This is a genomic window from Endozoicomonas sp. ALB032 (genome assembly GCF_049310125.1).
Classification (GTDB): Bacteria; Pseudomonadota; Gammaproteobacteria; order Pseudomonadales; family Endozoicomonadaceae; genus Endozoicomonas_A.
In genome coordinates, this window is the sequence record NZ_JBLYNW010000001.1 from 99910 (window position 1) to 113823 (window position 13914).

Genomic DNA, 13914 nt, shown 5'->3' on the forward strand with positions numbered 1-13914 from the left:
TTTGCCAGAGATTGAAAGCCCGGCAAAGCTAACAAAGAATGACATGTGAAATGACTGAGTCTGACTATCAGACTTGATGGTTAAAAGAACAGAAGTTCGATACTCAGACACTTCTACCAAAAAAACCGGATACGCATCTATGGTTCAACAGCTACAACTGAGTATCGGAGACAAGGCATTTCAGGAGCTCAACGAAGCCCTTGAGCACGGTGTTTCTCCTGAACTCAGGCGTATGCTGAATGGTCTTCCGGCTCCGGATGCGGCACACCTGCTTGAATCTTCCCCTCCCAAACTTCGCAGCCTTCTCTGGCGCCTGATCGATCGAGAGATGGAAGGCGACGTATTGCAGGAGCTGAGCGACGAAGTCCGGCAGTTTTTCCTGGACAGGATGAATGTGGCAGAACTCAAAGTCATTACCGAAGGTCAGGACGTTGATGACATAGCTGACTTGCTACAGCAGCTACCCGACGCCATCACCCGAAAAGTGCTGGATTCTATGGACAGCCAGGACCGGCAACGGGTAGAAGCCGTTCTCTCTTATCCGGAAGACACAGCCGGTGGACTGATGAATACTGATGTCATCACCATCCGACCCAGCAGTACGCTTGATGTTGTGCTTCGTTACCTCAGGCGTCACAAGGATATTCCGGAGATGACAGACAGTCTGTTTGTCGTCAACCGCAGAGACGAATACATTGGGGCATTGCCTTTATCCGTTCTCCTGACCACATCCCCTTCAGCCACAGTTTTTGAAGTAATGCAGACCGATCTGAAACCTATCGCTGCCGATATGGAAGACAGCCAGGTTGCGCAATTGTTTGAACGGCAGGATCTGGTATCAGCACCAGTAGTTTCGGAGCATGGTCAGCTTCTAGGCCGCATTACGATTGACGACGTGGTAGATGTTATCCGGGAAGAAGCCGAACACTCCATGATGAGCATGGCAGGCCTGGATGACGATGAAGACACCTTTGCTCCCGCACTGAAGACAGCCCGTCGGCGTGCAGTCTGGCTGGGTATCAACCTGATAACAGCCTTTATTGCCGCTTCTGTCATAGGTATGTTTCAGGCTACCATAGACAAGGTCGTTGCCCTGGCTGTCCTGATGCCCATTGTTGCAGGAATGGGCGGCAATGCTGGCGGACAGGCTCTGACCCTGGTGATTCGGGGCATGGCACTGGGCCAGATCAGTCGGACCAACCTTCGATGGCTGCTCAGTCGTGAATTAATGGCAGGGTTTCTCAATGGCATACTCTGGGCTGCTCTGGTTTCCCTGATTGCCTACTTATGGTTTCATGACCCGGTCATTTCTCTGGTGATCGCCTGTGCTATGATCATCAATCTCAGCACTGCCGTTATTGTCGGTGCCAGCCTGCCCGTTGTTCTCAAATCCATGAACATAGATCCCGCATTAGCTGGCACCATAATACTAACGACAGTGTCCGATGTTGTTGGATTCCTATCCTTTCTGGGACTGGCGGCCTTGTTTTATGGCTGACACTGCAGTCTGTCTGCTAACTCTTTATCATTGAAACAGCTTTAACTGATCCTCAGTAGCGACATACAGCGGTGTCATCCCCAAAACCCTGGCTGCTGGACATTTGCAGGTCGGTTTTTTGGCAGTATCACTTGACTCACTATCAAACCCGCTTCCAGTGCTTTATTTTCAGCTTTGCTGACTGTTCGGATCTGGCTACCCTCTCTGCCGGGCTCCAAAATGATCACACTATTTGGATCAATACCCTCATTATTCAGTATTGCTTCACTGTGGGTACTTATGATGATTTGCCTTCTCCTTGTTTTTGTCTTTCTTTGAATTCGATCAATCATCAGGGGAGTTTGCTGCACTATGGAGTGATAATTCTGGCTCTTCCAATAGCAGAACCCCCATACCTTCCATCAAACTCCAAAGAATACCCAACAATCTCAACGTTCCATCAGAAAAGTGCTCTTCTGATTGCCACCCTGCATTTGGACGATGATGTTCATATTGTGCTTCCAGATGAGGTTGACCTCTTTCGTTCCGGATATATCTCAAACCTTTAAAAATGTGATTATCATTCATTTAACCTGCTTTTATACTCAGCCAAATAGATAACAGGCTGAACCCTTATCACTCACCCGCCAGAGTCATCTCACTGATCAGAATCGAACCGGTCTGAATACTCCCTCTGCGATCATAATCACTCCCTGCAGCCACCATATTCATAAACATATCTTTCAGGTTTCCAGCGATAGTCACTTCAGAGACAGGATGCTGTATTTCGCCATTTTCAACCCAATAGCCACCCGCACCTCTTGAGTAATCACCTGTGACAATATTCACACCCTGCCCCATCAACTCGGTCACCAGCAAGCCCGTTCCCATCTGTTTCAATAACTCTTCCCTGCCGCCTGCATTGCAGTCAAGGAACAGGTTATTGACACCCCCGGCATTAGCCGTACTCTTCATGCCCAGCTTACGGGCAGAATAAGTACTCAGGAGATAGCTGGCCAGAACGCCATCAGAGATAAAATCCTTGGCCCGGGTAGCCAAACCGTCATTATCAAAACTGGCCGAACCCAGTGCTTTTTTCAGGTATGGCTGCTCATGGATGCGCACCCAGTCAGGAAATATCTGCTTACCCAGATGATCCAGCAGAAATGAAGCCCGACGATAAAGGCTGCCACCACTGATACTCTCCAACAAGTGTGACACAAGGCCTGAAGCCACTTCTGCTGCAAACAGCACGGGCACCTGACCCGTAGGGACTTTACTGGCACCCAGCCGGGCCACCGTTCTTTCCGCTGCCTTGCGACCGACATCCGCAGCAGACTCAAGATCATTACCATCACGGGCGACGGTGTACCAATAATCTCTCTGCATTTCACCGGCTTTTTCACCAATCAATATACAACTCAGACTATGACGACTGGAAATATAGCTGCCTACAAAGCCGTGACTGTTCCCATATACACGACAGCCTTGATGAGTACCGACATTGGCACCGTCAGAATTCTTGATTTTACTACTAAACGATCTGCCAGCTTCCTCACACTTCAAAGCCAGCTCTATAGCCTCTTCTGCACCAACACCCCAAGGGTGATAAAGGTCCAGCTCTGGCAGTTCAGTCGCCATTAACTCTGCATCGGCAAGACCGGCACAGGGATCTTCCGAAGCATATCCAGCAATATCACAAGCTGCCTTCACCGTCTCCCTGATGGCTTCAGGTGTACTGTCTGAAGTACTGGCTGATCCTTTTTTCTTCCCCTGATAAACGGTGATACCGAAACCCTGATCACGGTTAAACTCCACTGTTTCAACATCACCCATTCTGACGCCCACCGAAAGACCTGCATCGAGACTGACACCGACTTCACAGGCATCTGTGCCCTGACGTCGGGCTTCAGCCAGAATATCCCTGACCAGGGTCTTCAGGCGATCCTCTTCAGAGCGGGGATCCAGTACAGCGTTGGTTTTATCACCCATGAAATTCCTGCCTTTCAGAATTATACGTGTAAGTCCTATTGTGCCGTGCCCAGCCACAAATGCCCATAGCGAAAGAAAAACAAACCATTCACCATAAGCACTATCACCATTGGCCCAAAACAAGTCTGGCAGCCTTCCTTCTACACTCATAGCTGAATATCCGTAACTGGAGTAAAATGCCTGCATCTCTCTAAGTAGACCTGAACCATGTCAGATCAAGACCTCTCCCCATTTGAAGACGACGCTGAAGAAATCATTTACGTCAGCAAATCCGAGCTCAAACGCGATATGGACGAGCTCAAGGCCATGGGTGCCCGCCTGATGGATATGAAGCCAGCCATGTTGGACAAGCTGCCCCTGAATGAACGCCTCAGGGAAGCGCTGGATGAGAGCAAGCGAATTAAAAGCAATAATGCCCGCAAACGGCACTTGGGCTTCATAGGCAAATTAATGCGAGACCAGGAGCTGGAACCCATCCAGAAATATCTCGACAGCCTGGATTCCACCAGTGAGGAATACAGCCGTCGCTTTCATCAATTGGAGCGCTGGCGTGACCGGTTGATAAACGAGGGGCATGAGGTGCTCACCGAATACCTCGACAAATACCCTGAAGCCGATCATCAACACATACGACAACTGGTACGTAACGCTCAAAAGGAAGCCGTACAGGACAAACCTCCCGCAGCTTTCAGAAAACTATTCAAATACTTGAGAGAAGTAGACGAAGAGCACTAATCTTCATTCGCAACCGAGTGCCTGCCCGGCACTCTGTCAAGCGATTAAAGCAGGATTATCCGAAAAGACGCCATCAACACCCCAGGCTCTTAATCGATCAGCCATATCCTTGTCGTTAACGGTATAGCAATACAGCTCATAACCTGCCGCTTTGATGTCATGCGCGTTTTTCTCTTTGAGTTTTTTGCCATTCAGATGAATCGTTTTGGCACCAACCTGTCTGGCTTTGTATTTCCAGTTTCGAGGCAGCGACTCGAAAAGACAACCAATCCTGCTGCCAGCTTTTGCCCGATACAGAACCAGCAGTTTATGATTAAAGCTCGATACCAACAGTTGATCCTCGGGGAAATCAGCTGCTTCTATGGCTGCAACCACCTCCTCAACCAAAAGCTTTAAATCGCAGCGATTGGGCTTCAACTCAAGATTCAGGCTCAGCTTCAGTTTCTTGATCAAAGCCAGTGTTTCAAGAAGTGTTGGCACCTTTTCACCGGCGAACGCCTCCGAGAACCAGCGTCCGGCATCCAGAGTAGCGACCTGAGCCAGATTCTTTCCCCTCAAATGCCCATTTCCTGAAGAAGTCCTGCTCATTGTTGGGTCATGAAACATCACTGCTGAGCCATCTCCCAGCAGTGTCACATCGAGCTCTATCCATTTCAGCCTCAAATCGGCCGCCTTCCGAATACCAGCCAGAGTATTCTCCGGAGCCAGAGCAGCTGCACCTCGATGCCCGATCACTGAGTCCATAATCATCTGCTTATCTCTTCAAAGCCCGCTGAATTACTCGTCTACTATTATGCTTGTTTTTGCGGCAAAAAAACCCCAGACACTAAAGCTCTGGCAGACTTCTGACACAATAATGCAGCCCTCTGATGACATCTTATGCCTTCAGCCCTTGAAGGCTTTTAACACAACGTTGTTGTTCGATCAGTGTCGGGAGCATTGATTGACCACCTGCCAAGCAGTCATCTTTCCTATGCTGAAGGCTTGAATGAAGCGAAAAGAAACGCTATCTCCTGACACATCGCTTGCAGAAGACTATGACAGAAAATACAGGATTTATCTTGAGCTGAGTGAAGATCAGCAGAAGTATTAGAAAATAATGAGTGCTAAGTTCAAAAAAAAGGCCTGACTTGATAGTCAGGCCTTTTTTAAAAGTGGGGTGGACGATGGGGTTCGAACCCACGACCACCGGAATCACAATCCGGGGCTCTACCAACTGAGCTACGCCCACCACTTCGTTGCTTCGAGGAAGAAATGCCATCCCTGAAGACGCGGCTGATTATAAGGAAAGCCGAGTTCCTTGCAAGCAAAAAATAGCACTTCTGGTAAAAACCGAAATCTTTTTGTTCTGTCGGCTTGAAATATTCCGGATACATGTTGCCCTTGTAAGCACCGCTACGAGAGACCTTTCATTCAGGCGCTTTTTTCTACCGTCATAATCAAACCCCAGTTAAAAGCAAAACATTAACCGGAGTTTTTGACGATGTCGATTAGGGGGATTTAGCGCTTATTTATCGCCGATGCCAGTGCGACTTTTCTCTGTGATGGGTATAAGGTCGCAAATCACTGAATAAAAAAAGCCCAACGAATTCGATCTTGGGCTTTTTTTTATTCAATGCCTGACAGTGACTTACTCTCACATGAGGAAGCCCCACACTACCATCGGTGGGGCCGCCGAGGTGGGGCCGCCCAGGTGGGGCCGCCGAGGTGGGGCCGCCCAGGCATGTGTCGTTTCACTTCTGTTCTGCCACATTCCTTTGCCCACAAAACAAAAACCCCGGTCAATCTCTCAACCGGGGTTTTGCTTTATTCAATGCCTGGCGATGACCTACTCTCACATGGGGAAGCCCCACACTACCATCGGCGATGTGTCGTTTCACTTCCGAGTTCGGGATGGGATCGGGTGGTTCCAACACTCTATGGTCACCAGGCAAAACTGGTCGAGCCGTTGGCTCTCGAGCTGGAAGCTTTAAGCTGGAGGCTTGAAGCTGTTTCTCGAAAACCAAGGCTCTGGAATCCAAATATCTTTTAAGCTGTGTGTCTATTCTTGCTCAACACTCTCGTTCACTGTGTACGGCTTCAAGCTTCCAGCTTCCAGCTTTTGCTGGCAGCTTCGCTGCGCAAATCGCTTTGGCGTTATATGGTCAAGCCTCTCGAGTCATTAGTACGGGTTAGCTCAACGCCTCACAACGCTTACACACCCCGCCTATCAACGTCATAGTCTTTAACGTCTCTTATGGGCCTTACGGCCAGGGAAGTCTCATCTTGAAGGGGGCTTCCCGCTTAGATGCTTTCAGCGGTTATCCCGTCCGAACTTAGCTACCGGGCAATGCGTCTGGCGACACAACCCGAACACCAGTGGTTCGTCCACTCCGGTCCTCTCGTACTAGGAGCAGCTCTTCTCAAACTTCCAACGTCCACGGCAGATAGGGACCGAACTGTCTCACGACGTTCTAAACCCAGCTCGCGTACCACTTTAAATGGCGAACAGCCATACCCTTGGGACCGGCTTCAGCCCCAGGATGTGATGAGCCGACATCGAGGTGCCAAACACCGCCGTCGATGTGAACTCTTGGGCGGTATCAGCCTGTTATCCCCGGAGTACCTTTTATCCGTTGAGCGATGGCCCTTCCATTCAGAACCACCGGATCACTATGACCTACTTTCGTACCTGCTCGAGATGTACCTCTCGCAGTCAAGCTGGCTTGTACCATTACACTAACCGCACGATGTCCGACCGTGCTTAGCCAACCTTCGTGCTCCTCCGTTACTCTTTGGGAGGAGACCGCCCCAGTCAAACTACCCACCACACAATGTCCCCGATCCTGCTAAAGGACCTGGGTTAGAACCTCAATATTGCCAGGGTGGTATTTCAAGGTTGGCTCCATGCAGACTGGCGTCCACACTTCAAAGCCTCCCACCTATCCTACACAAGCAACATCAAGATCCACTGTGAAGCTGTAGTAAAGGTTCACGGGGTCTTTCCGTCTAGCCGCGGATACACTGCATCTTAACAGCGATTTCAATTTCACTGAGTCCTGGGTGGAGACAGCGTGGCCATCGTTACGCCATTCGTGCAGGTCGGAACTTACCCGACAAGGAATTTCGCTACCTTAGGACCGTTATAGTTACGGCCGCCGTTTACTCGGGCTTCGATCAAGAGCTTCTCCGAAGATAACCCCATCAATTAACCTTCGAGCACCGGGCAGGCGTCACACCGTATACGTCCACTTACGTGTTAGCACAGTGCTGTGTTTTTAATAAACAGTCGCAGCCACCTGGTATCTTCGACCAGCCTCAGCTTACGGGGCAAGCCCGATCACCAAAGCCGGCGCACCTTCTCCCGAAGTTACGGTGCCATTTTGCCTAGTTCCTTCACCCAGGTTCTCTCAAGCGCCTTGGTATTCTCTACCTGACCACCTGTGTCGGTTTCGGGTACGGTCCCTTTTGACCTGATGCTTAGAAGGTTTTCCTGGAAGCCTGGCATCAACCACTTCCCCACCTTGGTGGGTTCGTCATCAGTTCTCGGCTTTGTGAACCCGGATTTGCCTGAGTCCACAGCCTACGACCTTAAACAGGGACAACCATCGCCCTGCTGGCCTAGCCTTCTCCGTCACTCCATCGCAGTCAAAAGGGGTACAGGAATATTAACCTGTTTCCCATCGATTACGTCTTTCGACCTCACCTTAGGGGCCGACTCACCCTGCGCCGATTAGCGTTGCGCAGGAACCCTTGGTCTTCCGGCGAGGGAGCCTCTCACTCCCTTTATCGTTACTCATGTCAGCATTCGCACTTCTGATACCTCCAGCCCACCTTCCGGTGAACCTTCTACGGCTTACAGAACGCTCCTCTACCGGTTCAGTTGTCAGTTTGCAGTTGTCGGTTGTCAGTTTGAACTGAGTTATTTAAAACTCTTGTGCAAACTAACCAACATCTTACTGACTTGGTTGTATTCGGTTTTGAGGTCTTGCCATTGCTGATCGTCAATGTAATTGAGATCAAGGCAGTACCTTAACCAAACTCTCATTTCGTCAGATGATCCGATAGCCATCAATATGAACCTTCGAAACTCTGCTTTTGAGATGATCAGTTTCCCATGTCCTTCAGCAATATTTGCACAGATTCCTTTACTGGCTCTGCGCATCTGATCAGCAAGTTCATGCATTTGTTCAATTCTCGGAAATTCCAGCGAGAGCTTGTGAACTTTCAAAGAAAGCTTATAGGCCCATTGAAATACTTCTAAATCTTCAAATCGCTGCATACTTACTTCTCATACTGCCAACTGACAACTGTAAACTGACAACTGAACCCCGTAGCTTCGGTGAATAGTTTGAGCCCCGTTACATCTTCCGCGCGAGCCGACTCGACCAGTGAGCTATTACGCTTTCTTTAAAGGGTGGCTGCTTCTAAGCCAACCTCCTGGCTGTCTGGGCCTTCTCACATCGTTTCCCACTTAACTATTACTTTGGGACCTTAGCTGACGGTCTGGGTTGTTTCCCTTTCCACGACGGACGTTAGCACCCGCCGTGTGTCTCCCGTGATTGCACTCATCGGTATTCGGAGTTTGCATGGGGTTGGTAAGCCGGGATGGCCCCCTAGCCCAAACAGTGCTCTACCCCCGATGGTGAGACACGAGGCGCTACCTAAATAGCTTTCGAGGAGAACCAGCTATCTCCGGGCTTGATTAGCCTTTCACTCCTATCCACAAGTCATCCCCTGGCTTTTCAACGACAGTGGGTTCGGTCCTCCAATCAGTGTTACCTGATCTTCAACCTGCTCATGGATAGATCGCCCGGTTTCGGGTCTATTCACTGCGACTGGACGCCCTGTTAAGACTCGCTTTCGCTACGGCTTCCCTATACGGTTAACCTTGCCACAGAAAATAAGTCGCTGACCCATTATACAAAAGGTACGCAGTCATCAGTGGCCAGTTGTCAGTTGTCGGTGGTCAGTTTTGTTCAGCGTCAATTTCAACACCTCTGCAAATCTGCCCGTATTTTCCAACTTGACGACCTGGTAATCAGTCATCTGCTGTCGCTTGCCTACTGGCAACTGACAACTGACAACTGACCACTGACTCCCACTGCTTGTACGTACACGGTTTCAGGTTCTATTTCACTCCCCTCAACGGGGTTCTTTTCGCCTTTCCCTCACGGTACTGGTTCACTATCGGTCAGTCAGGAGTATTTAGCCTTGGAGGATGGTCCCCCCATGTTCAGACAACATTTCACGTGTGCCGTCCTACTCGATTTCACAATAACTGGCTTTTCGCGTACGGGGCTATCACCCACTATGGCCACACTTTCCAGAGTGTTCCGCTAAACCAAAAATTGCTTAAGGGCTACTCCCCGTTCGCTCGCCGCTACTGGGGGAATCTCGGTTGATTTCTTTTCCTCCGGGTACTTAGATGTTTCAGTTCCCCGGGTTCGCCTCCTAAACCCTATGTATTCAGGTAAAGGATACTCACTTGTGTGAGTGGGTTTCCCCATTCGGACATTCCTGGATCAACGCCTGTTTATCGGCTCCCCAAGACTTTTCGCAGATTACCACGTCCTTCATCGCCTCTGACTGCCAAGGCATCCACCGTGTACGCTTAGTCACTTGACCATATAACCCAAAACGATCTCTTCGAGATCTCAGTTGTCAGTTGTCGGTGACCAGTGGTCAGTCGATTCGTGGCAACTGATGGTTATAGGCAATAACTACCTTTAACGATCTTCAGTAACCGGAAACTGTCAACTGACAACCGGCCACTGATACGCCCTACACTTGAGAGTGTCTCAGCAAGAATTTCATTAAAAGACCAAAGTCTTTTAAATCAACTCAGCTTAATTTAAGTTTGGATTCCACATTGTTAAAGAACAAAACTAACAACTGACAACTGGTCACTGACCACTGTCAACTGATAATCAAACAATTCGTGTGAACGCTTATGGAAGGTCGGTCTTCGTTTAAGGAGGTGATCCAGCCCCAGGTTCCCCTAGGGCTACCTTGTTACGACTTCACCCCAGTCATGAATCACTCCGTGGTAACCGCTCTCCCGAAGGTTAAGCTAGCTACTTCTGGAGCAACCCACTCCCATGGTGTGACGGGCGGTGTGTACAAGGCCCGGGAACGTATTCACCGTGACATTCTGATTCACGATTACTAGCGATTCCGACTTCATGGAGTCGAGTTGCAGACTCCAATCCGGACTACGATGCACTTTCTCAGATTAGCTCCACCTCGCGGCTTGGCAACCGTCTGTATGCACCATTGTAGCACGTGTGTAGCCCTGGCCGTAAGGGCCATGATGACTTGACGTCGTCCCCACCTTCCTCCGGTTTGTCACCGGCAGTCTCCCCAGAGTGCCCACCCGAAGTGCTGGTAACTGAGGATAAGGGTTGCGCTCGTTGCGGGACTTAACCCAACATCTCACGACACGAGCTGACGACAGCCATGCAGCACCTGTCACTGCGTTCCCGAAGGCACCCCTCTATCTCTAAAAGGTTCGCAGGATGTCAAGGCCAGGTAAGGTTCTTCGCGTTGCTTCGAATTAAACCACATGCTCCACCGCTTGTGCGGGCCCCCGTCAATTCATTTGAGTTTTAACCTTGCGGCCGTACTCCCCAGGCGGTCTACTTATCGCGTTAGCTGCGTCACCAGAAATGCAAGATCCCCGACGACTAGTAGACATCGTTTACGGCGTGGACTACCAGGGTATCTAATCCTGTTTGCTCCCCACGCTTTCGTACCTCAGCGTCAGTGTCAGACCAGAGTGTCGCCTTCGCCACTGGTGTTCCTTCCTATATCTACGCATTTCACCGCTACACAGGAAATTCCACACTCCTCTTCCGCACTCTAGCTTGCCAGTTTTGGGTGCCGTTCCCAGGTTGAGCCCGGGGCTTTCACATCCAACTTAACAAGCCGCCTACGCACGCTTTACGCCCAGTAATTCCGATTAACGCTCGCACCCTCCGTATTACCGCGGCTGCTGGCACGGAGTTAGCCGGTGCTTCTTCTGCGAGTAACGTCACAGATGCAGGGTATTAACCTACACCCTTTCCTCCTCGCTGAAAGTGCTTTACAACCCTAGAGCCTTCTTCACACACGCGGCATGGCTGCATCAGGCTTGCGCCCATTGTGCAATATTCCCCACTGCTGCCTCCCGTAGGAGTCTGGGCCGTGTCTCAGTCCCAGTGTGGCTGATCATCCTCTCAGACCAGCTACGGATCGTCGCCTTGGTAGGCCTTTACCCCACCAACCAGCTAATCCGACGCAGGCTCATCCGATAGCGCAAGGTTCCGAAGAGTCCCCTGCTTTCCCCCCTCTTCCGAAAAAGAGTAGGACGTATGCGGTATTAATCCGGATTTCTCCGGGCTATCCCCCACTACCGGGCAGATTCCTACGTGTTACGCACCCGTCCGCCGCTCGTCATCTTCCAGCAAGCTGGAAATGTTACCGCCCGACTTGCATGTGTTAGGCCTGCCGCCAGCGTTCAATCTGAGCCATGATCAAACTCTTCAGTTTAAATCGTTTTGCTTCCTGTCCGAAAACAGTCCGCTGCTCAATCATTTGCAATTAAACGTACATGAAACTCTTTATGAGAAGATAAATTCTCATAGAATTTAAGGGTATGTTCGCTTGCTTGATCAGCATTTAAATCATTTCAGAGCAAAGCTCTGTTGACCGATGCTATTCACACAAGCGCCCACACGAATTGTCTGATAATTTGTTAAAGAACTGGATTAAAACAAGAAGGTTTTAACCGGCTGAACCAGCGGTCAGCGCTGTTCAGCGAGGCGCTCATCTTACCTTGGCGCTGGTTGTTGTCAAGCACCTGTTTTTCAAGCCACTTTTCAACTTGCCGGGACCGCATTCGTTCACTCAGTGAGCGTTGCGTTTCTGTCTCAGCGGCGGTGCATTCTACGCTGTTCGATACAATTGTCAATCACCGTTTTAAACGTTGTTGCAATGGATCGTTACGTGCCCGTTAAGAGCCATGCACCATTCAGTGGAGGCGCATTATAATTGCGGGATCAAAGATAGCAACAACGGCAAACACCTACCGCAGACAACAATGACTCACTCATGGATAATGGAAGCCACTTCGAAAGGGGGGGGGGGAAGCATGATTCAGACCTTTCCTTCCTTGGACAAAGCTTTTAGAAATGAACGACGGAAAACTCTGATGTCTTTGCGAAAAGCTTTCATTTGTTCACGACTGGCTGGTAGAGGAGGCATCAGACCATTAAGGATCACAGCAAACACCAAGGGCTTTCCATCAGGCTGGAATACATAACCAGCCACACTGCTGACGCCACTCATATAACCGGTTTTGAACCACATTTCCTTACGATCACGAGCGCTCAGCCAAGGACTTTTTTCCCCCCATCGTGACCAACCAAACATCAGCACATCAACCAGGGTCGACGCACTGATAAAGTTGTATCGGGAAAGCCCGGAACCGTCTACCAACCTGCTGGTTCGAAAACCAACGCCTTTGCCTCCCAGAACTTCCCGCGCTGTTTCAATACCTGAGGCATAAGATCCCGGCTTGCCAGAGGTTTCGTAACCTACTGTTTTCAGAATGCTGTCAGAGTAAAGGTTGTCAGAATTCTTTAACACCGGTTTGAGTAGCTGCGGTAAAAACTCGGATCTATGTTCTGCCAGAACAAAAGGCAAATCCATCCCGGGACGACCCACAATGACTCTGCCTTTTAATTCGACACCCTTTTTTTGCAGCCGATCTTTCACATACCGCTTAACCGTTCTCTCTACATTGTTCACAGAAAAAGCGAGGCGAACAGGCGATGATTTGGGGCTGATACAGCCCTGTAGACGGTACTCCTTATCCCTTGAGGGGCGAACTTCAAGACGGCAATTTTCTTCAGAATGGGTGCGTACCTGATTATCAATGGCCAGAAACCAGTCTGGCTGATCGTATTGGATGGACGTTCTGGAACCTTCTTTTTTGCCTGGTTTCAGCCAGCCGTAGAAACAGTTCCGGTCCAGAATCATGGCGGCTGCCGGTGCTGCAAAACAGATGTTCAGATCATCCCAGCTGACGCCACCAGCGCGGTCATAGCCTGTAAAGACAGCTCCATCCAGCCAGAGGTCTCCATGAATAGACTTGACCCCCCGCTTTTTCAGCTGGCCAACAAGCTCATCCAGATGTTTCCGTCTCAAAGAGGGATCACCACTGAACACAAGAGCTACGGGCCCATTAACAATACCTTTTCGGATAGGTCGGTCGCGGGTTACGAGCTGGGTAGTGTATTGAAATTTATCGCCCAGAACCTCATAAGCCAGTGTGGCCGTCACTACTTTCAGAACGCTGGCAGGCACCAGATTGTGATGAGCCCCCTGTTCAAAAACAACCCGGCCACTGGCAGGGTCTTTGACCTGAATGGAGTGAACACTACCCGGTGGTAACCCCCCTACCAGTTTCTGCAACTCTTTAACCAGCTGCGGTGAAGCCTGAGCACTGTGAAATGAAAAAATAAAAAAAACTGTTAGCAGGCATGACAGAAATCTCAACATGATGACCTCAATTTCCTGGCAACCTCAGAGGACCTTCGCAAAGATGCATACACAAACGATATAAAACTTACGTACTACATTTTGTTCTGAAGCAATCCCACACTTTTACTCAATGTCACTTCAACGATCGACACTGAACATCTCATCATTTAAGTTAACGCTATTACTCAGAAAATTAGAAGCAAGTT

General features: G+C 49.8%; 7 protein-coding genes, 1 tRNA gene and 3 rRNA genes. 2 read left to right on the forward strand and 9 right to left on the reverse strand.

Features of this window, described 5'->3' with window-relative positions:
* Nucleotides 1-139 precede the first annotated feature (139 nt).
* On the forward strand, nucleotides 140-1498 hold the full coding sequence (gene mgtE / locus ACO6VG_RS00385) for a magnesium transporter (protein WP_422137141.1): 1359 nt from the start codon (nucleotides 140-142) through the stop codon (nucleotides 1496-1498).
* A gap of 74 nt (nucleotides 1499-1572) precedes the next feature.
* Here mgtE and ACO6VG_RS00390 read toward each other — a convergent pair whose 3' ends face one another.
* The 3 genes from ACO6VG_RS00390 to pmbA are packed head-to-tail and all read right to left on the reverse strand — an operon-like array spanning nucleotide 1573 to nucleotide 3469.
* Nucleotides 1573-1830, reverse strand: coding sequence for a hypothetical protein (locus ACO6VG_RS00390; protein WP_422138760.1), 258 nt, complete (start codon nucleotides 1828-1830; stop codon nucleotides 1573-1575).
* A complete protein-coding gene (locus ACO6VG_RS00395) occupies nucleotides 1823-2065 on the reverse strand; it encodes an AAA family ATPase (protein WP_422135075.1) in 243 nt (80 codons plus the stop codon). Before ACO6VG_RS00395 ends, ACO6VG_RS00390 begins: the two co-directional genes overlap by 8 nt.
* A 48-nt stretch (nucleotides 2066-2113) precedes the next feature.
* On the reverse strand, nucleotides 2114-3469 hold the full coding sequence (pmbA, locus tag ACO6VG_RS00400; protein ID WP_422137142.1) for a metalloprotease PmbA: 1356 nt from the start codon (nucleotides 3467-3469) through the stop codon (nucleotides 2114-2116).
* Between the two features lie 207 nt (nucleotides 3470-3676).
* On the opposite strand from pmbA, the gene yjgA reads away from it, so the two are divergent.
* Complete coding sequence (gene yjgA / locus ACO6VG_RS00405) at nucleotides 3677-4204, forward strand: ribosome biogenesis factor YjgA (RefSeq protein WP_422135076.1); 528 nt, start codon at nucleotides 3677-3679, stop codon at nucleotides 4202-4204.
* A gap of 36 nt (nucleotides 4205-4240) precedes the next feature.
* On the opposite strand, the gene ACO6VG_RS00410 is transcribed toward yjgA, so the two are convergent.
* From ACO6VG_RS00410 to dacB, 6 genes are all read right to left on the reverse strand, one after another.
* Nucleotides 4241-4954: a glycerophosphoryl diester phosphodiesterase gene (locus tag ACO6VG_RS00410; RefSeq protein ID WP_422135077.1), complete on the reverse strand. Its 714-nt coding sequence runs from the start codon at nucleotides 4952-4954 to the stop codon at nucleotides 4241-4243.
* Between the two features lie 405 nt (nucleotides 4955-5359).
* Nucleotides 5360-5435, reverse strand: a tRNA-His gene (locus ACO6VG_RS00415).
* 584 nt (nucleotides 5436-6019) lie between these two features.
* A 5S ribosomal RNA gene (gene rrf, locus ACO6VG_RS00420) occupies nucleotides 6020-6135 on the reverse strand.
* Nucleotides 6136-6344: 209 nt separating this feature from the next.
* A 23S ribosomal RNA gene (locus ACO6VG_RS00425) occupies nucleotides 6345-9811 on the reverse strand.
* Nucleotides 9812-10156: 345 nt separating this feature from the next.
* Nucleotides 10157-11713: ribosomal RNA gene (locus ACO6VG_RS00430) — 16S ribosomal RNA — on the reverse strand.
* Together the 16S, 23S and 5S rRNA genes form the textbook arrangement of a ribosomal RNA operon.
* 606 nt (nucleotides 11714-12319) lie before the next feature.
* Complete coding sequence (gene dacB, locus ACO6VG_RS00435; protein ID WP_422135078.1) at nucleotides 12320-13726, reverse strand: D-alanyl-D-alanine carboxypeptidase/D-alanyl-D-alanine endopeptidase; 1407 nt, start codon at nucleotides 13724-13726, stop codon at nucleotides 12320-12322.
* Between the last annotated feature and the right edge of the window lie 188 nt (nucleotides 13727-13914).

Bases quoted from the DNA above. Each gene is read 5' to 3' on its own strand.
- mgtE (WP_422137141.1), top strand. From the start codon at position 140: ATGGTTCAACAGCTACAACTGAGTATCGGAGACAAGGCATTTCAGGAG.
- ACO6VG_RS00390 (WP_422138760.1), bottom strand. From the start codon at position 1,830: ATGATTGATCGAATTCAAAGAAAGACAAAAACAAGGAGAAGGCAAATC.
- dacB (WP_422135078.1), bottom strand. From the start codon at position 13,726: ATGTTGAGATTTCTGTCATGCCTGCTAACAGTTTTTTTTATTTTTTCA.
- ACO6VG_RS00410 (WP_422135077.1), bottom strand. From the start codon at position 4,954: ATGATTATGGACTCAGTGATCGGGCATCGAGGTGCAGCTGCTCTGGCT.
- pmbA (WP_422137142.1), bottom strand. From the start codon at position 3,469: ATGGGTGATAAAACCAACGCTGTACTGGATCCCCGCTCTGAAGAGGAT.
- yjgA (WP_422135076.1), top strand. From the start codon at position 3,677: ATGTCAGATCAAGACCTCTCCCCATTTGAAGACGACGCTGAAGAAATC.
- ACO6VG_RS00395 (WP_422135075.1), bottom strand. From the start codon at position 2,065: ATGAATGATAATCACATTTTTAAAGGTTTGAGATATATCCGGAACGAA.